Source organism: Nocardia flavorosea, from assembly GCF_015477805.1.
GTDB classification, from domain to species: domain Bacteria; phylum Actinomycetota; class Actinomycetes; order Mycobacteriales; family Mycobacteriaceae; genus Nocardia; species Nocardia flavorosea_A.
Map to the genome: position 1 here is coordinate 1 of NZ_JADLQL010000009.1, position 25,929 is coordinate 25,929.

24 protein-coding genes are annotated in these 25,929 nt (G+C 66.5%); 13 read left to right on the forward strand and 11 right to left on the reverse strand.

Features of this window, described 5'->3' with window-relative positions; translation table 11 throughout:
- The first annotated feature begins 334 nt into the window (after window positions 1-334).
- Complete coding sequence (locus tag IU448_RS28360) at window positions 335-1,102, forward strand: helix-turn-helix transcriptional regulator (RefSeq protein WP_324188746.1); 768 nt, start codon at window positions 335-337, stop codon at window positions 1,100-1,102.
- 366 nt (window positions 1,103-1,468) lie between these two features.
- Window positions 1,469-3,085: a protein kinase domain-containing protein gene (locus IU448_RS28365; RefSeq protein WP_195058804.1), complete on the forward strand. Its 1,617-nt coding sequence runs from the start codon at window positions 1,469-1,471 to the stop codon at window positions 3,083-3,085.
- A 111-nt stretch (window positions 3,086-3,196) separates the two neighbouring features.
- Here IU448_RS28365 and IU448_RS28370 read toward each other — a convergent pair whose 3' ends face one another.
- Window positions 3,197-3,508 (reverse strand): HPr family phosphocarrier protein, encoded by a 312-nt coding sequence (locus tag IU448_RS28370; RefSeq protein WP_195058805.1) that lies wholly within the window; start codon window positions 3,506-3,508, stop codon window positions 3,197-3,199.
- Window positions 3,492-3,884 carry a dihydroxyacetone kinase phosphoryl donor subunit DhaM gene (gene dhaM, locus IU448_RS28375; RefSeq protein ID WP_195058806.1) on the reverse strand — a complete coding sequence of 131 codons (393 nt, stop codon included), beginning with the start codon at window positions 3,882-3,884 and terminating at the stop codon, window positions 3,492-3,494. Before dhaM ends, IU448_RS28370 begins: the two co-directional genes overlap by 17 nt.
- Before the next feature lie 54 nt (window positions 3,885-3,938).
- On the opposite strand from dhaM, the gene IU448_RS28380 reads away from it, so the two are divergent.
- The 7 genes from IU448_RS28380 (at window position 3,939) to IU448_RS28410 (ending at window position 11,319) form a co-directional block, all read left to right on the forward strand.
- Window positions 3,939-4,715, forward strand: a complete 777-nt coding sequence (locus tag IU448_RS28380) for an IclR family transcriptional regulator (RefSeq protein ID WP_228814583.1) — start codon at window positions 3,939-3,941, stop codon at window positions 4,713-4,715.
- 178 nt (window positions 4,716-4,893) lie between these two features.
- On the forward strand, window positions 4,894-5,658 hold the full coding sequence (locus IU448_RS28385; RefSeq protein ID WP_195058807.1) for an MIP/aquaporin family protein: 765 nt from the start codon (window positions 4,894-4,896) through the stop codon (window positions 5,656-5,658).
- Window positions 5,655-6,653: a dihydroxyacetone kinase subunit DhaK gene (gene dhaK / locus IU448_RS28390; RefSeq protein ID WP_195058808.1), complete on the forward strand. Its 999-nt coding sequence runs from the start codon at window positions 5,655-5,657 to the stop codon at window positions 6,651-6,653. The genes IU448_RS28385 and dhaK overlap by 4 nt, the downstream gene beginning before the upstream one ends.
- Before the next feature lie 110 nt (window positions 6,654-6,763).
- The gene (gene dhaL / locus IU448_RS28395; protein WP_195058809.1) at window positions 6,764-7,390 is read left to right on the forward strand and encodes a dihydroxyacetone kinase subunit DhaL; all 627 of its coding nucleotides are present in this window, start codon (window positions 6,764-6,766) and stop codon (window positions 7,388-7,390) included.
- The gene (locus IU448_RS28400; protein ID WP_195058810.1) at window positions 7,387-9,123 is read left to right on the forward strand and encodes a putative PEP-binding protein; all 1,737 of its coding nucleotides are present in this window, start codon (window positions 7,387-7,389) and stop codon (window positions 9,121-9,123) included. Before dhaL ends, IU448_RS28400 begins: the two co-directional genes overlap by 4 nt.
- Window positions 9,124-9,432: 309 nt before the next feature.
- On the forward strand, window positions 9,433-10,038 hold the full coding sequence (locus IU448_RS28405; protein ID WP_195058811.1) for a dihydrofolate reductase family protein: 606 nt from the start codon (window positions 9,433-9,435) through the stop codon (window positions 10,036-10,038).
- A 726-nt stretch (window positions 10,039-10,764) separates the two neighbouring features.
- Window positions 10,765-11,319 carry a CAP family protein gene (locus tag IU448_RS28410; protein WP_195058812.1) on the forward strand — a complete coding sequence of 185 codons (555 nt, stop codon included), beginning with the start codon at window positions 10,765-10,767 and terminating at the stop codon, window positions 11,317-11,319.
- Between the two features lie 84 nt (window positions 11,320-11,403).
- Here IU448_RS28410 and IU448_RS28415 read toward each other — a convergent pair whose 3' ends face one another.
- The 3 genes from IU448_RS28415 to IU448_RS28425 form a co-directional block, all read right to left on the reverse strand.
- Window positions 11,404-12,714 carry an SMI1/KNR4 family protein gene (locus IU448_RS28415; RefSeq protein WP_195058813.1) on the reverse strand — a complete coding sequence of 437 codons (1,311 nt, stop codon included), beginning with the start codon at window positions 12,712-12,714 and terminating at the stop codon, window positions 11,404-11,406.
- Between the two features lie 115 nt (window positions 12,715-12,829).
- Window positions 12,830-13,234, reverse strand: a complete 405-nt coding sequence (locus IU448_RS28420; protein ID WP_195058814.1) for a hypothetical protein — start codon at window positions 13,232-13,234, stop codon at window positions 12,830-12,832.
- Window positions 13,235-13,461: 227 nt separating this feature from the next.
- Complete coding sequence (locus IU448_RS28425; protein WP_195058815.1) at window positions 13,462-13,986, reverse strand: O-acetyl-ADP-ribose deacetylase; 525 nt, start codon at window positions 13,984-13,986, stop codon at window positions 13,462-13,464.
- 93 nt (window positions 13,987-14,079) lie between these two features.
- Between IU448_RS28425 and IU448_RS28430 the strand changes: the two genes are divergently transcribed.
- Both IU448_RS28430 and IU448_RS28435 read left to right on the forward strand, forming a co-directional pair.
- Window positions 14,080-14,373, forward strand: a complete 294-nt coding sequence (locus IU448_RS28430) for a hypothetical protein (protein ID WP_228814585.1) — start codon at window positions 14,080-14,082, stop codon at window positions 14,371-14,373.
- Between the two features lie 88 nt (window positions 14,374-14,461).
- Window positions 14,462-14,824: a hypothetical protein gene (locus IU448_RS28435; protein WP_195058816.1), complete on the forward strand. Its 363-nt coding sequence runs from the start codon at window positions 14,462-14,464 to the stop codon at window positions 14,822-14,824.
- A 409-nt stretch (window positions 14,825-15,233) separates the two neighbouring features.
- Here the strand turns inward: IU448_RS28435 and IU448_RS28440 are convergent, their stop codons facing one another.
- From IU448_RS28440 to IU448_RS28465, 6 genes are all read right to left on the reverse strand, one after another.
- Entirely contained in the window at window positions 15,234-19,961 is a 4,728-nt protein-coding gene (locus IU448_RS28440) for an NACHT and WD repeat domain-containing protein (protein WP_195058817.1), read from the reverse strand.
- Window positions 19,955-20,401: an effector-associated constant component EACC1 gene (locus tag IU448_RS28445; protein WP_195058818.1), complete on the reverse strand. Its 447-nt coding sequence runs from the start codon at window positions 20,399-20,401 to the stop codon at window positions 19,955-19,957. Before IU448_RS28445 ends, IU448_RS28440 begins: the two co-directional genes overlap by 7 nt.
- Before the next feature lie 271 nt (window positions 20,402-20,672).
- Window positions 20,673-21,011: an HD domain-containing protein gene (locus tag IU448_RS28450; protein WP_324188747.1), complete on the reverse strand. Its 339-nt coding sequence runs from the start codon at window positions 21,009-21,011 to the stop codon at window positions 20,673-20,675.
- Between the two features lie 88 nt (window positions 21,012-21,099).
- Entirely contained in the window at window positions 21,100-21,417 is a 318-nt protein-coding gene (locus tag IU448_RS28455; RefSeq protein ID WP_195058820.1) for a hypothetical protein, read from the reverse strand.
- Window positions 21,418-21,457: 40 nt separating this feature from the next.
- The gene (locus IU448_RS28460; protein ID WP_195058821.1) at window positions 21,458-21,715 is read right to left on the reverse strand and encodes a hypothetical protein; all 258 of its coding nucleotides are present in this window, start codon (window positions 21,713-21,715) and stop codon (window positions 21,458-21,460) included.
- A gap of 167 nt (window positions 21,716-21,882) precedes the next feature.
- Window positions 21,883-22,524, reverse strand: a complete 642-nt coding sequence (locus tag IU448_RS28465; RefSeq protein WP_195058822.1) for a hypothetical protein — start codon at window positions 22,522-22,524, stop codon at window positions 21,883-21,885.
- Window positions 22,525-23,078: 554 nt separating this feature from the next.
- On the opposite strand from IU448_RS28465, the gene IU448_RS29275 reads away from it, so the two are divergent.
- Both IU448_RS29275 and argS read left to right on the forward strand, forming a co-directional pair.
- Complete coding sequence (locus tag IU448_RS29275) at window positions 23,079-23,891, forward strand: hypothetical protein (RefSeq protein ID WP_228814586.1); 813 nt, start codon at window positions 23,079-23,081, stop codon at window positions 23,889-23,891.
- A 59-nt stretch (window positions 23,892-23,950) separates the two neighbouring features.
- Complete coding sequence (gene argS / locus IU448_RS28475) at window positions 23,951-25,783, forward strand: arginine--tRNA ligase (RefSeq protein ID WP_195058823.1); 1,833 nt, start codon at window positions 23,951-23,953, stop codon at window positions 25,781-25,783.
- Window positions 25,784-25,929: the final 146 nt, after the last annotated feature.

Below are 25,929 nucleotides of genomic sequence, written 5' to 3' on the forward strand. Positions count from 1 at the left end.
CCAAATACAGCCGGACCGCTCGGGCCTTCAACTCGTCCGGGTATTTCTTCGGTGCTGCCACGTGGGGCTCCTTCCCGGTCCTATCGGACCATGCTCAGAGCCCTCCAAGGAAGCGGGGGAACCTCACCACGGGCACCAGCCCTGTCCCTGCTCTGCCGGATCTCGAACATGTCGCCATCCACTGACACTGACTGTCGCGACACCAGGTCAGGCCGCTGACAGCCCAGCGTCGCTTGTCACCGCTGACAGCGCCGGTCCCGAGACACGTCGTATGGCGCAGGCCCCCGATTGCCGCGTCCGCGCTGGGCAACTAGTATCAACTAAATAGAAGCTGATCGGAGTCAGCGTCGACTACTACACCCGGCTCGAGCAGGGCCGCAGCAAAAGCGCATCCCCCGAGGTGCTCGACGCCCTCGCCGACGCGCTCCGGCTCGACAACGCCGAGCGCGCGCATCTGCACACGATCGCCAGGCCCGCCCCGGCCCGTCGCCGGCCGGCCAAGCCGCAGCGGCTGCACCCGGCCACCCGGTCTCTGCTCGATACGTTCGAGACCGCTCACCGCCCCGCGTTCGTGCTCGGCCGCCGGCTCGATGTCCTGGGACAGAACCGCCTCGCCGCGCTCCTTGTCGCCGATTTCGGCGCCATGCGCACGCCCGAGCGCAACCAGGCCCGGTTCGTTTTCCTGGACCCGCACGCCCGCGAACTCTACGTGGATTGGGAGCAGGTCGCCGCCGACACCGCCGCCATGCTCCGGATGGACGCCGGCCGGCACCCGCACGACCCGGGACTGGGTCGGCTGGTCGGCGATCTGTCGATTCAGAGCCCGGAATTCCGGCGGCTCTGGGCTCGTAACCGCGTGCACGAGCGCAGCGTCGGCACGAAGCGGTACCACCACCCGCTGGTCGGTGACGTCACAATCACCTACCAGGCGTTGTCGCCCGGTGACGACCCCGACCAGACCTTGTTCGTGTACGACACCGAACCGGGTACGAGCTCGGCGCACGCCCTGCAGCTCCTCGCCGCGAAGATTGCCTCCGCATCTGCGGATCATCCAGGGCGGCTCCCCGCCGAGCAATCGGGTACCGACTCTCCTGGCCGGTGACGTCACCGCGATCGCCGACCGGCGCAACCTGGACACCGGCCGCAGCGGCTCGGTGAACCAATTCATCCCCGCGGGCCACACGAGTTCGCGGTCGTTCTACCTGCATGTCGATTCCGGGCCGGGCCGGGCTGCCCTCACCCTGCGCGCCGACCGCCCGAGCGTTCCGGCAACGGCCGAAGTGCTCGTCCCTGGACCACACCGCACCGGTCAGCCATCCCCCGGCTCCGGTGGTAGTCCCTACCATCCGGCGTGGTGCCGCACCCCCACGGCGGATCCGCGCAGCCCCGGCCGACACGAGCACATCGACTGCTGACCGCTGTGTCGGAGGGGGCTGCGGGAATCGGGTCGTTCTGCGATGATCGCCGGGTGACGGGTGAGCTCGATAGTGCACCGGATGACCCGTATCGCGTTGTCGGGGAACGGTATCGGCTGGCCGCAGAGATCGGCCGAGGGGCGATGGGGACGGTCTGGGCGGGGACGGACACGGTGCTGAATCGTCCGGTTGCGGTCAAGGAGTTGAAGCTCGCTCCCGGTCTTCCCGAGGGCGAGGCTGCCGAATTGCGCGAACGTGCGTTGCGTGAAGCGCGTGCGATGGCCGTCGTCGCCCATCCCAATGTGGTGACGGTTTACGACGTGGCATGGGCCGATGACACACCGCTCGTGGTGATGGAGCTCGTCGACGGGCAGTCGCTGGCAACGATCCTCGACAGGTTCGGGCCGTTGGACCACGAACCGCTGGCGTTTGTGGTCGATCGGGTGGCGGCGGCGTTACAGGCCGCGCATCGGGTCGGGATCGTGCACCGTGATGTCAAACCGGGCAACGTGCTGGTGGGCCGGGATGGTGAGATCAAGCTCGGCGATTTCGGTATCGCCCGCAACAGCGCTGATCCCACGCTCACCGGAAGTGGTTACCTGATGGGCACTCCCGCCTACCTTGCGCCGGAAGTCGCCTCCGGCGAGCCGGTTACGGCATCCGCGGATCTGTGGAGCCTGGGCGCGATGCTTTTCCTCGCGGCCGAGGGGCGCCGGCCGTATGACAACAACGACCCGCTGGTCGTTCTCGGCGCTATCGTCCACGGAGAAGTCCCGCAGCACCACCAAACCGGACCGATCGGTCAGGTGATCAGCGGGCTGATGGTGAAGGCTCCGGCGAGCCGAATGCCGCTGGCGGAGGTGCGCCGGCACATACGCCCGCTGTTGCCCGAAGAGGGTACGAATCCACTTCACGGTCTGCCGGCTTCGAATACGACTACCGGGCGCGCCGGTTCCCCGGACACTGCATCCGGCACCTCGGGTGTCGGGCACACGGCGAGAACATTGCCGCCGCAGGACAGCCGCCGGAATGGTTCGCCGCGGGTGCCCCCGGAGTCCAGGACCGGCTCATCGACGATGCCCCGTCGATGGGTCATTGCCATGAGCGTCGGGGTTGTCGTATTGCTCGGTGCACTCGTTGCGTTCGTGGGTTATTCGAACAGTTTCGGCGGCACCGGCGAACAGGTGCAAGAGCCCGCCCGGGGAGTGCCTCCGGAATCGCTGGACGCGTACTCGTTGATACAGGGTGAAGATTTCGCCCGAGGATATCCGGGGGGCACGGTCGAAACGCATACGACGAAAGACGTGGTCAACGGCAGCGATATCGAGTATGTCGAGTTAGGTCCCGGGTTCGGGCTGAAAGTCCTGTACAGAAACGTCGATTTCGGTGCCGTGCCACCAAGATCGCTGATGCTGAACACGCAGACTTCATCCGACCCGAACCTGACGGTCGAGTTCCGGCTCGACGACCCGGAGACCCGGCCGATCGGCGTGATCCCTATCGGGGACTCGGGTGAGCCGGGCTGGTGGCTGGCGGTATCCGAAAGCGTTTCCCCGGTGACCGGTACACACGACGTATGGCTGACGCTTGCGCCCGAAGACGGAAATCCGTACGGCCCGGTCCACTCGCACGATCGGGTATATGTCGACTGGTTCCGGTTCGAATTGTGATCGCCTTTCCGGTCGCTGTTCCTGCACCGCCTTCCACCGCGACAGCACCCTCCATCTGCTCCTGACCGACGGCAGCCCGCGACGCTCCGACCGGGCTCGTCCGCGGCCGGATCACTCGGCGTTGGCCAGCACTTCGGCCAGCGATTGCACGGCGCGATCCGCATCGGGCCCCTCGGCGGCAATGGTGACCGTGTCGCCGGCAGTGGCGCCCAGTGCCATCACGGCGAGGATGCCGCCGATTCCGATGGACTTTCCGGCGTATTCGAGGGTGGCGGCGCTGGTGAACCGGGAAGCGGTGCGGACGAGCCGGCCGGCGGGCCGTGCGTGCAGGTTGGCGGGCAGGGTGACGGTGATCTCCGCGCGCGTCGCGGCGGCGGCCGGCGGCGTGATCTCGGGATGTGCGGGCTCAGAATTTGGGCACATGGCGGGCTTCCTGTGTTGCGGCGATAACGGCATCGAGGTCTCCCCCGCTGGCTGCGGTGACGACCGCCGCCACCGCGCCTTCCACGAAGGGGGCGTCGATGACGCTGATGTCGGCACGGGGGTGGTCCTGCAGGGCGGTGCGGGCGGTCAGTACGGAGCTGCCCAGGTCCGGCAGGATGACGACCCCGGCTCCGTGGTCGGCTCGCGCGATTGCCTCGGTCACGAGTTCGTAGCTGGTGCCGACCTCGCCCTCGGTTGTGCCGCCGGCCGCGGCCACCGGCACAGAGTCCGAGCCGATCTGTGCGAGCATGACCTTCAGCCCGGCGGCCAGCTCGGCGCTGTGGGATACCAGGACGATCCCTACTGACTTTGTCATGAACGAGATATTAGATGCCTGAACGCGGTTCAGCAATACCGAAAGGATAGGTTGATGCTGATTCAATCGGTGCAGCGGGCGGCGCGGATCCTGCGTGAGTTGGCCGCCGGTGGCTCCAGGCTCGGGGTCACCGAACTGGCCGAGCGTGCCGGATTGACCAAACCCACGGTGCATTCGTTGCTTCGCACCTTGGAAGCCGAGGGTCTGGTCGCGCAGGATGTCGAAACGGGCAAGTACCGGCTCGGACCGGATCTGCTGCGCCTGGGTAATGCCTATCTCGATACGCACGAATTGCGCGCGCGCTCGTTGACCTGGGCTGATTCGCTGGCCACCCGCACCGGCGAGGCCGTGTGGGTGGCGGTGCTCGACGGCGAACACGTGCTTGTGGTGCACCATGCGTTCCGGCCGGAAGGTGCTGTGCAGATCCTGGAAGTGGGCGCGAGCATCCCGTGGAGCACATGTGCGCTGGGCAAGGCGATTGTCGCGTTCGGGCCGCGCGACCGGCGTGAGCGGCTGCTGGCGGCGGACCTGCCGGTATTGACCGGTGCCAGCGTGACCGACTCGCGACTGTTGTCCGGGCAGCTCGATCAGGTCGAACGGGTGGGTTATGCCGTGGAGGACCAGGAGGCCGCGATCGGCGACGCCGGTATCGCCGCGCCGGTGTTCGACCGTTCGGGCGAGGTCGCCGGCGCGATCGGCATTGTCGGCCCGGTCGAGCGGGTGCTGGTGGAGCCGGCCCGCGAGGCGCACGCCGTGATGGTGCGGGAAACCGCCCGGAATCTCTCGCGCGACCTGGGCGCCCCGCGTGCGGGCGTTCGGCGCGGCGCCTGAATCGAGAGGCACTTGACAGCCGGTGTGAGCCCGCTTACATTTGCTGAAATTCATTCAGCAATGCTGAACAAGGGTCGCCAATAGTGGTTCGATTTCGGTTCATCGGCGACCTGAGTTTCGCTTCGCAAGGCGGAGGAGGTGAGACGCCCGGAAGCCCGAGACGGCGCTGGGCATATTCATGGACGAATACACTCTCCTCCAGAAACTCCTCGCCGAAGTGCTCGGCACCGCTGCCCTGGTGTTCATCGGCGTCGGCTCGGTTCCGGCCACCGGGCTCGTCGGCGGTGCCGCGCCGTCCACGATGGCCGAATTGGGCGTGATCGCCTTCGCTTTCGCGATGGCCGTGGTGATGATGATCTACGCGATCGGGCACATCTCCGGCTGTCATATCAATCCGGCGATCACGGTGGCGTCGGCCGTGCTCGGCAAAATGCCCTGGCGCCAGGTCTCCGGCTATATCGCCGCGCAGCTGACCGGGGCCACCATCGGCGCACTGGCCATCATCGGCGTACTCGGCACCGAATCCGTCGGCCTCGGGCTGGGTATCGCGGCCTACGGTCCCCCGGTCGGCGCCGGACAGGCGTTCTTCGCCGAACTCCTCGGCACCTTTCTGCTGGCGTTCGTGGTATTCGGGGCCATCGATGCGAAGGCGACTGCCGGGTTCGCCGGTTTGGCCATCGGTTTCGCGGTATTCGCGATCATCGTCGTGGTCGCTCCGGCGACCTCGGCGGCCATCAACCCAGCCCGCGTCGTCGGGCCCATGCTGATCGGGCAGATCTACGGCGGCACGGTGCACTGGGCGCAACTGCCCGTCTACATCACGGCCGAGGGCGTCGGCGCCGTTACCGCGGGCCTGGTCTATGCAGGGCTCACCGCCCGGCGGCGCCCGGCTACGGACAGTGCTCCGGTCACCACAGTCGTCCCCGAAAGGAACCTGCCGTGAAGAAATTCCTCAACACACCCGAGTCGTTGCTGTCCGACGCATTGGCCGGCCTGGCCGCAGCACATCCGGAACTGGCCGTCGATCTCGACCGGGCGATCATCACCAGGGCGGGCGAGCCGCGGCCGGGCAAGGTGGGACTGGTCTCCGGCGGCGGTTCGGGCCACGAGCCGCTGCACGGCGGTTTCGTCGGACTCGGCATGCTCGACGCCGCCTGCCCGGGGCAGGTATTCACCTCACCGGTGCCCGATCAGATCCTCGCTGCTACCAAGGCCGCCGACAGCGGCGCCGGCGTGGTCCACGTGGTGAAGAACTACACCGGCGACGTGATGAACTTCCAACTGGCCGCCGAGCTGGCCGCCGACGAGGGCATTACGGTGGAAACCGTCCTGGTCGACGACGATGTGGCCGTACAGGACTCCACGTACACGGCCGGGCGGCGCGGCACCGGCGCGACCGTGTTCGTCGAGAAGATCGCCGGCGCGCTGGCCGAGGACGGGGCGAACCTGGCCGATGTCGCCGAAATGGCGCGGCGGGTCAACGCGGTGTCGCGATCCTTCGCCGTCGCGCTGACCGCATGCACCACTCCTGCGGCAGGAGCACCCGGTTTCGATCTTCCTGATGACGAGATGGAAGTAGGGGTCGGTATCCACGGCGAGCCGGGCCGCCGCCGCGAGAAGCTGCGTCCCGCAGCAGAGATCGTGGCCACCGCGCTGGACGCGATCCTGTCCGACCACCCCCTCGCCCCGGGAGACGAGACCATTGTGATGGTCAACGGGCTCGGCGCCACTCCCCTTATCGAGCTGTACGTGCTGTTCGGTGAGGTAGCGAACGCCTTGTCCGGCAAGGGCATCGGCATCGCGCACTCGCTGGTCGGCAATTACGTCACCAGCCTGGATATGGCCGGTGCCTCCATCACGATCTGTCCGGCCGACGAGCAGCTACTCCGGTTGTGGGACGCGCCGGTACGCACCCCCGCACTGCGCTGGGGAGCGTGACCCCGACCCTCGCCCGACGCCGGGTGCGCCCGTGCCGCGATGAGGGGCGGCACGGTCACACCCGATTCATTCTGTGCACACCATCACCACGCCCAACGAAGGAGAATCCGGTGGACATCGCCGCCACGCGAGGCTGGATACAGGCCATCGCCGCGACCATCGAGGAACACACCGACCAGCTGACCCAGCTCGATTCGGCCATCGGCGACGCCGATCACGGCACGAACATGCACCGGGGCGTCACCGCTGTACTGGATATGCTGGCCGACCTCGAGCCCGCCACAGTAGGGGAGATCCTGCTGAAAACCGGCAACACACTGGTATCCAGCGTCGGCGGCGCCGCCGGCCCGTTGTACGGCAGCGTGTTCCGCGCCATGGGCAAGGCCCTGAACGCGCCCGAGGTGGACGGGGAGCAGGTCCTGGCCGCCCTGACCGACGGCCTGGTCGCCATCCAGCGCCTGGGTGCGGCCGAGCCCGGCGACAAGACCATCGTGGACGCCTACGCGCCGGCGATCGCCGCGTGGGGGACTGCTCTGTCCGCCGGCAAAGATCTGACCGCGGCCGCCGCGGATGCGGCCGCTGCCGCGGAACACGGCATGCGAGCCACGACCCGGTTGGCGGCTCGCAAGGGCCGAGCCTCGTATCTCGGCGCCCGCAGTATCGGCCATCAGGACCCCGGCGCAACCTCCACCGCGCTGATCTTCCGGGCACTCGCGGACACCGTGGCCACGTCATGACCACCGACGTTTTCAGCGGGCACCTTGCATCGGCGGGCACCGCGCTGGGTTTCGCCCACCGAACCGACCGGTCCTGCACCACGCCGCTGCCGCACCGCAGCACCGGCGATCCGGTCCAGCAGATCACCGACGCATTCGACGGCGTCGCCGCGAACCTCCGCCGGCTCGCGCAATCCCTGCGGGAACGCGGGCAGACCGAGCAAGCCGACATCATCGAGACCACCAGCTACATCGCCGACGACAACGACCTGCGCGGCACCGCGATCGAGCTCGCGCGCGGCGGCGCTCCGATCACCGTCGCGATCAAAAGGGCCGCCGACATCTACGCCGGCACACTGGCGGAACTGGACGACCCGGTCCTGGCCGAACGCGCGACCGACGTACGGCAGATCGGCCGCCGCGTACTGTCCTGGCTGCACACCGACGCCGACACTGTCCCGCACGGCCCGCTGGTGCTGCTCGGTCGCGAAATCGGCGCGGGTGACCTCCTCGAACCACAGGTCCCGGTGGTCGCGGCCGCCTCGGTCCTCGGCGGGCCCAACTCTCATGCCGCGATCGTCGCCCGCTCCCTCGGCATCCCGCTGCTGCTCGGCCTCGACGACAGCGTGCTGGACTGCCCGGACGGTGCCGAGGTCCTCATCGGCGGCGAGCACGGAACCGGCACACTCACCATCGATCCCGCACCGGACCAGCGCCGAGCCGCGCTCGACGCCATGGACACCGATCGCGCCCGCCGGACCGCATGGTTGGCCGAGCGCGACCTGCCGAGCCGGACACTCGACGGCCACCACGTCATTCTGCGCGCCAACATCGCCACCCCGGCCGACGCCCGGACCGCGGTGGAAGCCCGCGCCGACGGCATCGGGCTGCTACGCACCGAACTGCCGTTCTTGGACTCGACCGCCTGGCCCGGCTACCTCCAGCACACCGCCGCGCTGGCGCCGATCTTCCAGCGACTCGACGACCTGCCGGTGACCGTGCGGACCCTGGACTACGCCGACGACAAGCTGCCGCCGTTCCTCGGCGACGGCCGCACTGGCCGGATCGGACGCGGGCTGCCGTCGATGCTCGCCCAACCCGGCGCGTTCATCGAGCAGTTCCGTGCCTTGCTCGCCACCGGCGGAGCAAGCGACCTGCGCATCATGATCCCCATGGTGGCCACTGTCGACGAGCTGCAAACCTGCCGGGGACTGCTGGACCGGGCCGCTACCGAGGCAGGTGTGCCGCCACCTCCACTCGGAGCCATGATCGAGCTGCCCGAGGCGGTCACGGCAATCGACGGTATTGCCGCGACCGCCGCGTTCCTGTCCATCGGCAGCAACGATCTGACCTGCCAACTCCTGGGCCTGGATCGCCGCGACCCCACCGCGACCCCGGCCATGGCCGCCCATCCCACGGTCCTGCGCGCCATCGCCGACGTGATCGACGCCGCGCACCGCCACGGGCGCCAGATATCGGTTTGCGGAGACGCGGCCGCCGACCCCCACGTCATCCCGCTACTGATCGGCCTGGGCTGCGATGTCCTCTCCGTGGCACCCGCGGCGCTCGACCGGACTCGTGCCCACATCCGCCGCCTCGACCACGCCGTCTGCGCCCAACTGGCGACCCGTGCACTCACCCAGAGCACCGCCGAACAAGTTCGGCACCTCGTCGATCACAGCTTTCCCGCCGAATCCCTAGCGGCCACCGCAACCGAGCCTTCGGCCGGCACCGCGGGCGGGCGGAAAGCCTGACTCCGGTCCGACCGTCCTTGCCGGACCGGGGCAGCAGGACGCGGAGATCCGGACCTCGCGCCCGTCGATATGAAGTGCTCATTCCCAGGCGCTCGGTGCTCTGAATACCGGGTATTTGTGTGGCCGGCTTCGGCGCGATTGTCCTTCCGTTCGCACTTGCCGAGGCGCGGCCGGGAGCCGGTACCTGCGTACTCGGACAGGTCGAGGTTCAGCGCGGGCGATGGATTTCTCGTTCCCGACACCACGGCCGATGAGTTTGTGGCCGCCGGCCGGTCCAATCTCCTGACACTTCCAGGAAAGGACACCGCTATGCCGGAGCTTCTCGTCGACTTCATCACCTCTCTCGATGGCTATGCATCGGGGGAGGGTTGGCCCGGGTTCTGGGGTCTGGAAAGCCCGGAGTACCTCGCGTGGCTCGGCGAGCAGCCCGAGGTCACCTACCTGATGGGAGCGAACACCTACCGCCTGATGTCGGGTTTCGCCGCCGGCGAGGTCCCGGATGGTCAAGACGAGTTCCGGCCCGAAGAAGAGGCGTCCGTCGATGAGCTCACCCGAGCGTCCAAGGTGGTGTTCTCCTCCTCGCTCGTGGAGCCGCTGACGTGGGCCAATTCCACGCTGGTTCGCGACGACGCCGTGGCGGCGGTCCGCGCCATGAAGTCGAGTGGTTCGGGGCTGCTCAGCACGATCGGCAGCCTCGGCCTGAGCCGGTCCCTGCTGCGAGCCGGCCTCGTCGACCGGTTCCGGGTGGTGATGTTCCCGGTGATCACCGGGGCGACGGGTGCGGAACGCATCTACGACGGCTATCCGGACGTCGCGCTTGAGATGATCGAGCACCGCACCTTCGACGGCGGCATCCAGTTGGTCGAGTACAAGCCCCGCGTGCTCGAGCACCCGCCGCTCGGTGCCCCTGCGTGACGCCGCCCCGTCCGTGGGCCCGGCCGGCGCCCGGGGAGCTCACCGGGATGGACGATCTTCCCGATGTCGTGTGTGGCCGCACCGAACAGCACGGCCGCCCGGCCGAATCGTGCCGCGCTGTGCTCGTGCGCGACCCAGTCGGCCGATTGCCAGGCCACATCGTGGACCGCGCGCAGATGGGCACCGATCGTGGCGGCGCGTCGAGGTTCCCGAGAACAGTCTCGACCTGCTCCGGCAACGATCCGAGCGGCGGATCGCCCCGGCCGGACAGGGCTCGCTGCAACAGATCGGAGGTCACCGCAGTGACTGTGAATACTGGCCGACGGGCGCTCCGACGATCGTTCGCCGACGAGCGGTTCGGGCAGTTCGCCGGGCAGAAGTTGCGCGAGGTCGCGCTGCTCGAGTGGCGTCCAGTGGGCCGCCCTGGCTACTGGCCCGACGAACCGAGCCGTCCGGTACGGGTGTGGGCCGGTTCTGCTGCTGCGAATCCGTCGAGTATGCCGGCGTAGTGGGTGCCGTCGTAAGGGGTGGGGGAGGGGTGGCGGCTGGTGCCTGTGGTGTCTGTCAGCAGTGGGAATACCGACCTCCGCAGGCAGGCGACAATATGGGCGACCGGTTGCGCCATCCCGGTTCGACCGGCACACCCGACGGTTCACAGCTCGGGGCGGTCGAGTTCGACCTCCGATGTTCCAGCGCCTCGTTCGTGTAGAAACCCGGGAGATCTCGATGGGTCCAGGTAAGTCGCTCGCTGCAATAGTGCTCACCGTGGCGGTCGCCACGTCCGGTGTGGTCGGTGCCACCGCCGGCGCGGAACCGAATTATCTGTGTACGGATGCGGCGTATCGTGCGGAAATGCTGGAGCTGCACAACAACTTCCGGGCCACGCACCACGCGCCCGGCCTGCAACTCGACGAGAAGCTGAACCGGCTGGCCGAGGACTGGGCGCAGCGGCTCGCCGCCACGCATACATTCGAACACCGGCCGGACAACGAATTCGGCGAGAACCTGTACATGATGCGAGGCAACGGCGGCGCCTTCGCCGGCGCGGAATCGGCCTTCCGGGCGTGGGCGGACGAGGAAGAAGCGGTATACGACTACAACAAGCCCGGGTTCAGCATGGAGACCGGGCATTTCACTCAGGTCGTCTGGAAGGCGACCGAACGGCTCGGGGTGGCGCGCGCCTGCAATCCGGAATCGGGAGAGACCTATGTGGTCGCCAACTACGACCCGGCCGGAAACTATGAGGGCCGCTTCCCCGAAAACGTCCTGCGGCCTTCGTGAGCCCGGGGCCACGGGCGGGGAACGTATCTACGACGGCTGTCCGGACATCACCCTGCCCGCGGCCGGCCCGGCGGGTGTCGAGACTCATCCGCCGGGTTGCTCGCGAGGTTCGCGGCCACTGCGCGGTTTCCGCAACAATGCGCGGCCGCGTTCCGGTGTGAGGCTGTCCGCCAGAACAGGGTCGGCGAGCAACGCGACCGGCGCGATGTGGTCCGGAGTGCGCGGCTGCCAGTGCGCCATCGCGGCTTCGAGCGCCTGCCACAGTGTCGCCGGGTCGGAGTGGTGTTCGGCGAGCGCGTTCCGTACCGCGGTGTCGAAGGCCGGGTTTCCGTAGGAGAGGTGATAGCCCGGCTGCTGCACCCGCGCCTGATGCTCGTCGAGGGCACTTCCGATCTCGAGCCCTTCGTCGTTCTCGGCATTTTCGAGAATCCGGGCGACCTCGAGCGCGGAGTACGGCGAGGATTCATCGTCGGCGTGTTGCCGGCCGATTTCGAGGGCTACGCGGTGCCCGGCCAGCGCACCGTCTGCCCGAGACCGGGCGATCTCGAGCGCGGAGCCATACCAGGGTTCTTTACGCGTGTGCTGCAGGAACACGCACGGCAGGAACTCTTCGGTGAACAGTGAACCGGTGAAGAATCCGTCCGGGACGGAATCCGGGGCCAGTAACCGCGAAAGCAGCCGGGATGCCTCGTAGGCGGCGGAGGTGGCGAGGAACATCTGGAGCTGGACTCCGAGGACCGTGCTGCGTGGACGCCCGAACTCTTGGGCTTTCTCCAGCGCCGTCATCGCTGCGTCGATGTTCCCGGAAAGTGCCTCTTCCCGCGCCTGCTCCACCACCAGATCCCAGCTGTCACGAGTCGCGCCCGCCGGCCGGCGAATCTGGTGAAAGCTGCGGTACAGCGACTCCATGAGCGAAGTGAACGACGGATGCCGCTGCGGGAATTCACCCCAGGAACACACGCTGTAGGCGGCCCACTCGCCGTTCTCGTCACGGTCGGCCGGGTCGAGGAACAGCACTTCCTCGCCGGCGTGACGCGAGATCAGCAGTCCGCGAGTGAACGGGTCACCCGGTGCGTCGACCGGAGCCTCGATGGCCAGGTCGGCCCACGACTCCCAGCGCGGATCGAGATCACGCAACCACCCGAGATCGCTGGTGTCACGCATCTCCCGCACGAATTCCCCGGCATGGCGCCATCCGTCCGTGGTCAGCAGGAAGCTGCGATAGGAGGGCGGCAACCGCACGCCGAGTCGCTCCTCGGCCGCCGCGACATCGGCCTCGGCGGCCGGCGCGTACCCGAGCCAGCGCTGCCGCACCACTTCGGAATCCAGCTCACCGGGATCACCGGCGGTGATCCATTCCTCGCTCCACAGCTCCAGCCACGGTCTCCAGTTCATTCCCCGAACGCTACGAGTCGCCGCCGACAAGTTCAGCACGCGTGCAGGGCTGCTCGATCCGCTGTGCTCATCGCAAGAGCAGCGGCGTCCCGACGGACTTACCGGCGTGACCTGGTCAGAATGCCGAGCCCGTGGGCGCCTTGGCATTCGGATCGTAGGTCACAGCTCTGCTGTAGATGATCTCGACCGGTTCCCGCGGAATTCTGATGCGGTTCGGGACGATAGCAACGTCGGAGTCCTCCGGTACATCGACGATCATCGGGAAACACTCGGCTCCGGTGACCTGAACGGTCTCATGCGGTTTCATCATCACGTTGAACGGAACCCACGATTGCGAATACCCACCCACAACCTGGCATACCTGCCACGATTCGATGAGGTAGTGCTGATCGGTGTCGTTTCGGCAGGTGGTGCCCCCGCAACTCACACCGGGTGGGAAGGGTTGCGCATGTGCTGCTCCGCCCGAGACGACGAACGCAGCGCACGTCAGACTCGCGACCGCCAGAATGGACTTGAACATGTGTGGTTCCTTTCGCCGTTTGTGCGTAGCGGAATGGCGACAACCGGCAGACGCGCGAATATCATCGCTTGCGAACATATCCCGGCATGGGGACTCGGCGGCTGACCGCGTTTCCCGAGGACGGGAATCCGTACGGTCCGATCGGCCTGCTCGACAGGTTTCGACTTCGGGCGTGCCTACCGACCGCGGTCGGCCGCCGACGCCTGGTCCATCGGACGGAGTACCGCCTATGCCCGCCCGGGTTGTTCCAGAGCTGCGGTGAAGGCCGTCAGTGCTGGCTCGTCGAACAGCACGAACCGTACATATGCGACAGCTGTTTCGGCGGCGCCCACCGTCTCGACCGCAATTCGGGCACCGTCCTCGATCGGCCAGCCGAAGACGCCGGTAGAGATCGCCGGGAAGGCAACCGTCTCGGCACCCAGCCCGGCTGCCACACGCAGAGATTCGCTGTAGCAGGAGGCGAGCAACGCCGAGCGATCCTCGGTGGCCGACCATACCGGGCCCACGGTGTGAATCACCCAGCGCGCGGGCAGCCGTCCCGCGGTCGTCGCCACCGCCTGCCCGGTCGGCAGCCCCTTGCCGAGGTGCGCGGCGCGCAGGTCTCGGCACTCCGAGAGGATCTCGGGTCCGCCTTTGCGGTGGATGGCGCCGTCGACTCCGCCGCCACCCAGCAGCGAGGAATTCGCGGCGTTGACCACCGCGTCGACATGCTGTTCGGTGATGTCCCCGCGCACTGCCTCCATTCGCGTCATCGGTCCATTGTGCTGGTATGGCCGTCCACGATGCCAGCGGATATGAGTACCGATCACGCTCGCCATCCATCCCGTTCGCACCGCCTCGGTACAGTGCTGCAAGAGCAACATCCCGACCTCGCGGGTTTGCCCATCCGCGAGGTGGCGGGTGGCTGGGGCAACCAGATGTGGCGTCTCGGCGACGAGCTGGCCGTGCGTATGCAGCGCATGGAACCCACCCCCGACCTGCAGCTGAAGGAGCGGCGGTGGCTTCCCGTGCTGGCCCCGCGCCTGCCGCTGCCGACCCCGGTGCGATGCGGTGAGCCGTCCGAACGCGGGCATTCCGACAGCCTCGACCCGACCCTACGAGGTACCGGCGGCCGATCAGGCCGGGATACCCGAAAGTGAGCATTACACCGGCCGATACGACATTATGGTCGCAGATCTGACTACTCAGGTCGCACACTGCGTTTTTCGACTGATCAGGGATCTACACGTGCATAGTTCGAAGATATTGACCCGCACCGTGCTCGGCAGCGTCGTTGCCCCACTGCTCATTGTCGGGTCGGGGGGCGCCGCCGCGGCCGAGCCCGCCCCGGCGCCCGCGCCGGTGCAAGCCCCCGATGCTCCGGGATCCGGGGAGGTGGCGCCCATCGCGGCGTGCATGGCGCCCGGTGATTCCATCGAGCTCCGAGCCGGCCTGGGTGCTCTGCTCGGGACCGGGAGCGGCGCGATCGCGGGTCTGCCCGTCTTCTTTGTCGGGGCCATCCCGTTCGGGATCATCGGCGGCGTGATCGGCGCGATGGTCGGCTCGACCACCTACGCGCAGGACGCCTGGCGGGCTCCGCAAGGCTGCTGACCGGACGGGGCCGCGGGGTCAGCCCTTGACCGGGTAGGTGGCGTCGAGCCATTCGGTGAACGAAGGTCGGTCGATTCGGGCGTGCGACCGGCTACCGACTCGCGGTCCTCCAGCAGCGCCCGATACAACCCGACCAGGAAGTCGTGATTTGATCCAGCCGAAAGCGATCGAGTGGCTCACGGCGCGAAAGACATCCTCTAAGTAGGCAGACCTTGCCGACTATCGTGGCAGACTCCTGGATGCGGTCGATGGCTTCTCAGCTCTTGTGTGGTCAGCGCGTGACGCTCACCGGCAAAGCTCGGCCACCCGACTTCGCGAAGAGTCGGCCACGGTGGAGTACGGGGCGAATTTGCCGATGCTCGCCGACCGGGTGGGCCGGGAAATATCCGGTTGTAAGTGAGCGCGGCCATCAGCTCGGGCTACAGGTTGTTTCGTAGGGCAGATCGGGGATGTAGATATCCCACTGTTCTCGGGACAAACCTTCGTCGAGCAGTCGACACGCGCGTTCCAGACCGTGCTGCTGGAGATCCTTGATCTTGGCGGTATCCCACAACCGTATGGTGTCGTCATCGTTGCGAGCTGTGAGGAGCTTATTTCCATCCAGGATCAGCACCGAAGGAGCGGCATCTTCCTCTTCCTTCGAGGGAGCACTGTTGGCGGCCTTACTGGTGCGCATTTCAATCAGTTTGCGCGGATTCTGGATATCCGCCGTATTCCAGAACTGAATGGTGCCGTCTGCGAAACCAACGACAAGCACGCGCCCTTCCAAGAAACTCAACGAGGACACCTCTACCGGTGCGCTACTAAAACCGAGAATGCTTTTCGGCAGCAGAAGAGGTGCCGATTCGTCGGATGTATCCCAAAATCGAATCGTGCCGTCGCTGAATCCTGCGGCGAGAGTGGATCCGTCCGGTGCGAAACGCAATGAGGTTACGTCGATGGCGGCGTCTGCCGGAAGATCGCCGAGTGGCCGCGGTGATGACGGATCCCGCACATCCCACAGCTGGACTACACTATCTCCTGCTTCGCCGCTCACTCCAATGTTGGTGGCAGCAGCCAAGATATGCCCCCTCGGGGAGAATGTCGACGAGGTCACCGGCGTGAATTCCATGAACGGAGGCTCGTCGTCGGCAGGAATATCGACATGGACAGTGGGAACTGACGCGAGATGCGGTGCGGTCCGATCGGTGATGTCCCAGATGCGAACCGTGCCGTTGGCGAGGCCCGCAACAAGTGTGTTGCCGTCCTGGGAGACCGAAATGGAGCGCACGACAGCACCCGCCTGATCAGCGTCGACCGCGCTCACCGTGACACTCCCGGCGCCATTGAAAGGCGGAAGAATCAGCCTGCCGTCCGGTGTCATGTCGAAGGCTTCCTTGCCGGCCCCCACTTCGGGAGTGGGGGCGCGCAGCGGGTGTCCCAGTGGGTGCGGCGTAGCAGGGTCGGTGATATCCCACAGGAAGACATTGCCGGTCGTGCTGCCGAGCGCCAATATCGGCTCGTCGCCGGGGAAGAACGACAGCGAGGAAGCAGTACCCGAGTCGCCGACCTGAATGGAAGCGCCGATAGGGCGTGGCGCCTCGGGGTCTTCGATATCCCACAACCTGGCCCCGTCGGAGTCGAGCACACCGACGACCGCCGCGTCCGGTGTCGCCGCAGTCTGCCAGCGGCCGAGCCCGGTGGTCAGCGAACCGAGTGGGGCCGGGGTGATCTGGTTCGCAATATCCCACAACCGCACTGTGCCATCGCTGTACCCCGATGCCACATATTTCCCGGCTCCGGTGAATTCTACCGCCGACACTTCGGAGCGATAGCTCGGCCCGCCGAGCGGGAGCGGCGCGGCGGGATCCGAGGTATCCCATAGTTGCGTCGAACCATCCTCGCACCCGATAGCCAGAAGTTCTTCATCGGGTGAAAAGGTCAACGCCCCGATTTGTCCACATTCGGAAAGCGTGGCGGGATTTCCGAGTCGGCGGGGAGCGGATGGGTCCGCCAGGTCCCACAGCTGGACAATGCTGTCGTACGTACTCACCGCCAGGATCCCACGATCGGATATGGTCAGCGCCGCGATCCCACCTTTGCCGGCAACCGACAGCGGAGTGCCGAGGTGATGCGGCGCGGCGGGGTCCGTGACATCCCAGAGCACCACCGTATTTCCGGTATCCGTGGCGAGCGAATTTCCATCGGGTGAGAAGGCTGCTGTCGACGCGTCCTTCCCCATGACCGTTAGAGGATGGCCGAATCGGCGGGGCGCCCGCAGGTCCGTGATATCCCACAGTTCCACCGAACCGCGGCCGCTGGTCGCCAACATTCGCCCGGTCGGGGAGAACTGCACCTGCCGTCCGCTGTCGTCCCTACCGTTGCCGAGTAAGTTCAGTGGTTGACCGAGTTGATGTGGATTTTCCCGATCGGTGATATCCCACAACCATACAGTGCCGTCGAAACTGCTGGCGGCGAGGGTATTGTCGTCCGGGGAAAGCGCCATCGAGAAAATATTCGACCGCTCGCCGGCGAGCGGGTCGGCGAGCGCACGTGGTTTGGGGACGTCGGTCATATCCCACAGCTGAATGGTTCCGTCACCCAGCCCGATCGCGACTGTCCGACCGTCCGTGGACGACACCAGCGAATCCACACCATTGTGTCGCGGAAATGTCAATGCTGCGCCGCTGTATCCGGAAGTGATCGTGGAAATGATTCCGCTGGTCGAACCTACGGAGTGGTGCAGACGGTCGGCGGCGACGCTTAGTTGCAGCGCGGTGTGCGGGTCGCTATTTCGGATCGTTTCGGCCTGTGCGACAAGTTCTCCGGCGATCGCACGCCGTTTCTGGTCGTTGGCGCTATTGTACTGGACGAAGGCAACCCCCGCGGCGACGATCGCCCCGACGGACACAACGATCAACCCGGCGATAAAAGCAGACCGTACGCGGCGACGGCGCGATACCGCGCGGCGCGAAGCGGACAGGAACGCCGCCACGGTGGGATCGTCGGGGCGGCGTCCGGCGAGTCGATCGTCGATGCCGGCGAGCCGCCGATCGGAGTAGAGCAGATGCGCTCCAGGCGGATTCGCGAACCAGCGCAGCGGCCGTCGAGGTGGTCGTTCAGTGCGTGCGCTGTCGTCCCAGCGCAACGCGTCGGGTTCGGTTTCTTGAACGACCTGTTCGAACTGCTCGTCCTGTTCGACCCATCGAGCCAGGCGCGGCCACCCGTCGATCAATGCTTCATGGGTGATGGTGACCGTGTCCCGTGAACCATGACCGGGGTGGTCGAGAGTGAGCAGACGGTGCGCGGCGAGCCGATCCAGTACCGATTGCGTCTGCTCGGAGCCGGGCAGGCTCTCGCGGGCGAGAGTGCGGCGGGTCCGGTCGGCCGGATTGATCAACCGTACGAAAACACTGCGGCAGATGGCCTTTTCGTCGGTGGACAGTGTCACGTAGACCGCGTCCGCGGTGTCGGCGAGCGCACCACGAATACTGCCCGCCGCACGATAATCGGCCACCGTCAAGACCCTGTTGCTTCGACGACGCCACGTTTCGTAGAGGGCATGGCCCAGTAGCGGGAGCGCGCCCGGGTCATAGCCGCCATTGCGGTCGGCCCCCAGATCGGCACGGATCACATCCGTCAACCCGTCACCGAGGGCCAGCCCCGCCAGCCGGGCCGGTTTCTCGATCGCTGCCCGAATCTGGGAACGCTTCATCGCGCCTACGACCATCTGGTCGCGACCGAGCGCTTCGGCCAGGGCGGGAAAAGCGGTGGCACGGCTGACGAAGTCAGCGCGCATCACCGCGATCACCACCGCCGTGGGAGCGGCCCCGCCGGCAGCTGTGGTGAGCGCGGTGATGAATGCGTGCTGCGCGACGGGATCCTGTTCGGCGGCAAACAACTCCTCGAACTGGTCGACAACCAGGACCAGTCGGGTGGCGTTGTGCTTCTTGTGCTGCTGCGGAAGGATCTCACGCAGCAGTGGAGCGAGTTCTTCCGGCGCCGTGGTCAGTCGATCGCGCAGCTGCGCCACGTCGGTGAGCGCCGGCCCCGCGAGCACGTCGGCAAGGGCACCGATCGGATCGTCACCCGGTGTGAGGGTCAGCACCGGCCAGTACGCCGACGTGCCCTCAGCGGCCCCGCCGCGGGCGAGTTCGGGTAGCAGCCCGGCGTGGATCAGTGACGATTTTCCCGACCCGGAACAGCCCACCACGAACAGTGGCCCGCCTCCTGCTTCGGCGCGTGAGTGCACCCGTTCGAGCAGGGTGGCGATCAGATTTTCACGGCCGTTGAAGAACCGGGCCTCGGTTCGGGTGAACGCCCGCAAACCGGGATACGGGCATACTGTTTCGCCGTCCTCGAACAACTCCGCACCGTCCGGGGGCGTCGGTACGGCAAGGGCCGGCGGCCGATAGGCGGGGTTGCCGGCCAGGACGAGATCATCGATGCGATCCACCGCGATGGTGTGCGGGGCGGGGAGACCACGAGCGGGAAGTTGCCGGACGAGTACCTGGATGACTTCGGCCAGAGTCAGTTGCGGGCCGACCGTCGGGTCGCCGTGCTCGAGCAGATCGATCAGTAATCCGCTGAATACCGTGTGACGTTCGCCGATCGGCGCCAGGGCACGCTCATCACGAGAGACCGCCGCCAACAGGCAACTACCCTGCCCGACTCGGTCGAACCCAGAATACATTCCGGTCGACGGCGCTGAGGCTCGCCCGGCATAGCAGGCATCGACGACAGCGACGATCCTGCGCGCAGGGCAGCTGTCTCTGAGCAGCGCACTGATATCGGCGAAGGCCAGCGCCTGGTGTCCCAGCAGGACCTGGCTCTCGTCGACCGTCGCACCGGTCGCCAGGTGCAATGCCGCATCGCTGTCGAGCACCCCGTGACCGGCGTAGTAGAGCAGAAACAGATCTCCGGCCCGCTCGGCCTCGCGCGCAATCACGGCAGCGAGTTCGGCCGGGTTGGCCGGATCCTTGACGACGGTGATCTGTTCGTCGGGCACACCGCAATGCCGGACCAGTACCCGGGAGAGGTCGTCCACGTTGGTAGCGACCGTCTCCAGCTGCGGCAGCGTGGAATCGGGGGCATACCGGGATGCGCCGATCAACACTATCCGGCATTCGGGTCCCGCGAGATCCGACACCGTCAGCATCCGTCCGGATCTTCGGGCTCGCGTGGGTCCTGCCGCGCACTCTGCTCGTCGTTCACCGGCTCGGGACTCCCTGCCAGACCTACCACCCGATCCACCAGAGCGTCGAGATCTGCTGCACTCAAACTTTTAACATTGCTCACGTTCACACTTCCGGACGTGCCGCCAGGTCCTATTACCGTCACGCTCACATCACCACGACGGGTCTTCAGCCAAGCGATCAGGACGTTGGCGGCAACTCGGGCCGTCACCAGCGCAGCACTGCCACTACCCAGCCATATCAGCAGGCCTCCGACCAGCTCACCGGACATCGTGCCCGGCTCCGCCGGTTGGCGTTGCAACGTGACGCGCCCTCGCAACTCAGGCTCGTCCAACAGCCAGCGCCGTGCGCCGGACACGACATCGGCTGATGCCGCACCGGACACTTCCACGAGCAATTCCATAGCATCCCCGGGTGATCGTTCACCGTCGAGTCGATACCGATCGACGTGTGGCGAGCACGATATCCGATCCAGGGAGTCCGCGCAGCGCAACCGAAAGATGGGCTGTCTGAGTCCTTTTGGGCGGCAGGGTGTCTGTTCGTATTCGCTGCGCTAGCGCTTACTACATGTTCCGATGACGAAAGCGTTGCTTTGGAACAAGACCCGGCACTATCGACCCAGCTGGCCGGCCTACGCCAGAACGGGGGGACGGTGAGTTTACGCGGACTAGGCGTTATTTTGAAACCGCGGCCTTGTCGAGCCCGGCCACATTCGGGAGCCGGAACTCATCGAAGATGTCCGCGCCCAGGCCTTTCACTCCAGCCTCGACCTCCGCTGCAGTGTGGAATGCGACCATATGGCACACGACCGGCGAGTACCCGAGTGACCGCAGCAACCGGGCACCGTCTATCGGATGAAACCCGAGGTCAGGATGCCCGTAGCCGACGTCATGCAGGTAGGCGGCTGTCACCGCGTCCCCACGAAGATCGGCCGGCAGTAACTTCGCTATGGACTCCATCCGCTGTCCCACCGCGACCGAGTGAGCCCGACGCGATTCGCTCAGCGGAGCCAGCTTTCAGCCACAGCCAGATTCACGGCCGATATGGTGCGCCCGGCATCACGGAAGCAAGCTGTGGCTTCTTCTCCCCGTGCTCGGTGCCTTATTCGGACATCTCGAGCAGCGCTGGGTATCCATCGGCGGTAACTCGAACGCTGCTGGAGTACTCACCAGGCTGAAGGAGATCGGGGATGATGTAGGTTGCCCGAGCGACCTCGCCGTTCTCGAGGAAGACGAGAATATTTCCCTGTTGCATGAACGTCTCGTCCATGTCGATCTTCCCCCCGACCTGGTCGCTCGGCGTCAGCGTACCGTCCGGTCCGACGACCACCGTGTCCCCACGGAGCACCGCTTCTTTGACGTATGTGGCCAGTTCCTCGGGGCTGGCGTCGGGGTGTTCGGCGGCGATTCTGCGCCCCACCGTGACGTCAGGTCTGCCAGGTTGGCCATGATTCCGTCGGCTACCCCGCAGCCCAGCTGGGGAATCGCCGTGTCACCTGTCGTGTAGAGGAACGGGAGGTGCCGGACGTCCAGCGGGAGCCGCTGCTGGTCCATGCCTCGGTCAGCACGCCGACCCAATTACCGCCGGAGTCGAGTAGGCAGCTCTCCTGTGCGCGTCCGGAGCAGATCGCTTCGACCACTTCGAGTGCGGGAGCCGGACGGGTCTCGTCGTCTAAGACATAGTCGACCACCAGGTTGAAACACCAGCCTGTTTCCACTCGTGCCGACTCGTCGTCGAACCGGCTGACCCGGATACTGCCGGCTTGGTCGCCGCGATCACCAGCAGCGGTAGTCCGATCGCGATGGCGAAGCCAACTGCCACCGTGGCGCTCATGGGCCCACCTTCGCGAAAGCCCAGCGGGCGAAGCTGAACTGCTACGCCGCATCATTTTCGGAGGTTGTCCAGGATCTTCCCGATCTGATACCGGCAGATCCGGTCGGCCTCGGCCTGGTCGAAAGCCTTGTCCGAGATGACTTCCACGTCGACGTCGACCAGGACATTGCTGTCCTTGACCGCCATTGTGTAGCCCAGATACCGGTCCGAGTCCGGAGGATTCCGGACTCCGTAGTACCCGCCCTCCCCAAGCCCGGTCACCGAACCGAACACGTAGTCATCGGGCAGTATTTCGGTATCCGACCTCTTGGCGCGATCGAGCTCCAACCCATACAGATCGGTCTCGAACGCCACATCGATCTTGAAGGTGACGTAGGCACCGTTCGGTCCGGAGTTCGTTGTACGACAGTCGATCGACGGACCGCCGTATTGCCCGGCGATATCTTCGTGGTGCACGAGTTCCGTCTGGTCCGGCGCCCATGGATCGAAGACCGTGGTATCGACCAGATGACAAGTATTCGTGACCCCTTCCGGCGAGTAGTCCCCGGCCCACGGGTCGGCTTCGTCATCGCCACCCGATCTCGATGCGACGACCCCGATGCCGACCACCGTGAGCATCAGAACCACCACCATGGCCACCACGAGCCCGATGATCAGGCCGACATTGCTACGGGAGCCCGGCGGACCGGGCATACCCGGATAGGGCGCAGGCGCGAATCCCATTGGCGACGACGGTCCTCGGTGTTGCCACAGCTGCGGCGGCGCTCCTCCCATCGGGTGTGGCTGTGGTTGCCCCGTCATGCCTGGACCGGGCGCCTGCATGTTCGGGTGGAACTGCGGACCGCCGGGAAACGGCTGCTGCCCACCGGGATACTGCTGCTGGACAGCGGGGCCATTCGGAGGCGTGGCCGCTCCGTGCGCTCCCCATGCGAAACCCTCGGCGCGGTTCTGCCCCCGCTGTCTTTCGTCGACCATCAGTACATCCCCTCTTACCGCGCGGGGCTCCCCCCGACCAGGATGGATAGTACCCATGCCGACCGGCGTTCGTGCTCGTTGGTTCCGGAGGCCGACGTGCGGAATCACCGGTATCCGGCAGGCTCGGCCGAGCGAGTCGACCGTTCACCGCCGACCACGAGGGCTTCAGTGCGCTGGGGTAGGCCGTCGCTTCGAGTAGCGCCCGGCGCCGGGCCGCAGCAGGGCGCGAGCGACCGACGACACCGCGTGCGGCCGAGAAATGATCAAGACCTGTGGATGACGGGAAGGACGCACCTTCCCGGATGATCCATCAGTCCGAGGTCTTGACCTACGTGGGTCGGCCCGGCGACGCCGTGGACCTCGCAGGCGCAGCGCAGATCGCGGCGCGCTCGGCCGGCCTTCCCGCGCTGGAAGCCGGATGCCACATGGTAGAAGCCCACGGCCACGCCGCTCGCTCCGATGCACGATCCTGCGGGGGCTCGTTGAACGCGGCCGAGGGCGCATTCGACCGGGACAGTCCCGTTCGTCCTACATGGCTGGCGTATCGCGACTCGGCGTATATGTCCGCTGAAGCCGGCCAGTGCTTCCGGGACCTGGGTGAGAACGATCGTGCCGCCGTGCTGGCACGGACGGGGCACATGAACATCACTGAGGAAACCGCGGTGTTGCTGCGTGAGGAGAACGCCAGGCGTCTGGCCGAGGTTCCCGATTTGGTGGGCGTGAGCTGTATCGCTCGGGGAGCCGATTCGGTGTTCGCGCAAGCGGTGCTCGAGGCCGGTGGTCGGCTCGAGGTGGTGCTGCCCTCCCGGAATTACCGCGAAGCCAAGGTGAAGCCCGATCATGCGCCGGTGTTCGATGAGCTGGTGGCGCGTGCGGCCGAGGTTCGGGTGATGGATTTCGAGGAGGCCGGACGGGAAGCGTATGAGGCGGCGAACGAGGTGCTGCTCGGATCGGCTGATCGGTTGGTTGCGGTGTGGGATGGGGAGGGTGGTGAAGCCGGCGGCACTGGCAGCGTGGTGAAGTGGGCGCGGGAGCGGGGGATCGCTGTGGACGTGGTGGGGCCTGCAGGTGCCGCCCGCGCTTGACGCGGTACCAGACCCCCGGTTGCCGCGTTTCGGCCCACGGCTCGAGCTCCAGTGCCGTCATGCTTACCCGGGGCCCTGAGATACTCGGTGCCTACCGTCGTTCAGGAAAGGAATTCCAGGTGAGTCCTGCCGGTGTTGTGCCGTTGCTCGGATCTGTCGCTGCCGCTGTGTCGGAGGCGATCGGCCGAGTCCGACCCGATCTGGCAGGAGCCGACCCCATCGTGCGACGATCCGATCGCGCCGACTTCCAATCGAACGCTGCCCTGCCCCTGGCCAAGAAATCCGGAGCGAAACCCGCTGAATTGGCGGAGTCGCTGGTGCGGGATCTCGACGCCGCGGACCTCGAGGTCATCGAGTCCGTGGCGCCTTCGGGGCCGGGATTCCTCAACATCACCGTCACCGATGCCGCGATCTGGTCGCAGGTTTCTGCCCGGTTGGCCGACGACCGGCTGGGTGTCGCGGCCGACGCGGCCGGTCAGCGGGTGGTGATCGACTATTCGGGCCCGAACGTGGCCAAGGAGATGCACGTCGGGCATCTACGCACCACGATCATCGGTGACAGCCTCGCCCGCGTCCTCGACTTCCTCGGCGCGGACGTGGTCCGCGCGAACCATCTGGGCGACTGGGGAACCCAGTTCGGCATGCTCATCCAATACATAGACGAGCACCCCGAAACACCTTGGCATCAGGACGAACTCACCGACCGGCAGACCAGCGCCGTATCCGCCCTGGACACGCTCTACAAGGCCGCGCGAACCCGATTCGACGCCGACCAGGAATTCGCCGACCGGGCCCGGCGCCGTGTAGTCGCCCTGCAAACCGGCGACGAACCCACAGTGGCCCGATGGAAAGAGATCGTCGCCGAATCGGAAAAGGCGTTCGCCGCGATCTACGACCGCTTGGGGGTGCTACTCACCTCCGACGACTACGCCGGGGAGTCTTTCTACAACCCGATGCTGGCCGACACCGTCACCGAGCTTCTCGACAAGGCCGTCGCTATAGACAGTGACGGCGCGATCGTGGTGGCTTCGAATGAAGTCACCGGCCCCGACGACACCCCCGCAGTGCTGATGGTTCGCAAGAGCGACGGCGGCTACGGCTACGACAGCACCGATCTGGCCACCATCCGCTACCGCATCACCACCTTGCACGCAGACCGGCTGCTGTATGTCACCGATTCCCGTCAGGCCCTGCACTTCCAGCTCGTTTTCGAAGCCGCCCGCCGCGCCGGCTGGCTCACCGACGCCGTCGCCGTCGATCACGTTGCCTACGGCACCGTCCTCGGTCCCGACGGCAAACCCTTCAAGACCCGCGCAGGCGGCACCGTCCGCCTGATGGACCTGCTCGACGACGCCGTCACCGCCGCGCGCACCGTGGTCACCGAGAAGAACCCCGACCTGCCCGCCGCCGAACTCGACACCATCGCGGAACAGGCCGGGATCGGCGCGGTGAAATACGCCGACCTGTCCACCAGCCGGATCAAGGACTACACCTTCGACCCCGCCCGCATGACCGCCTTCAACGGCAACACCGGCGTCTACCTCCAATACGCGCACGCGCGGATCTGCTCGATTCTGCGCAAAGCGGAAGCCCTCAACGGTATTTCGGTGGACCCGACTATCACCCTCGAGCCGGCTGAACGGGAACTCGGTCTAACCCTGGACGGGTACGGAACGGTCGTCGACGAGGTAGCCGCCACGCTCGAACCCCATCGGCTGGCCGGCTACCTCTACGAACTCGCCCGCGCGTTTACCGGCTTCTACGACACCTGCCCGGTTCTCACCGCCCCCGAACCCGTCCGCGGCAACCGTCTCGCCCTGTCCCAGCTGACCGCCGGAACCCTCGGCCACGGCCTCGGTCTACTGGGGATCGCCGCGCCGGAGCGGCTCTGACCGCAGAGAGTGACTCTGTCGTGGTCGGCGGGGCTCAGCTGTCGACGGACGCCCCGGGTCCAGTTGTGGCGTACCGGGTGGCGGTGGTGCGGACGGCCTCGTCGACTACCTGGGCGACGCGTTCCGCGCTCACCTCTCGGCCCGGC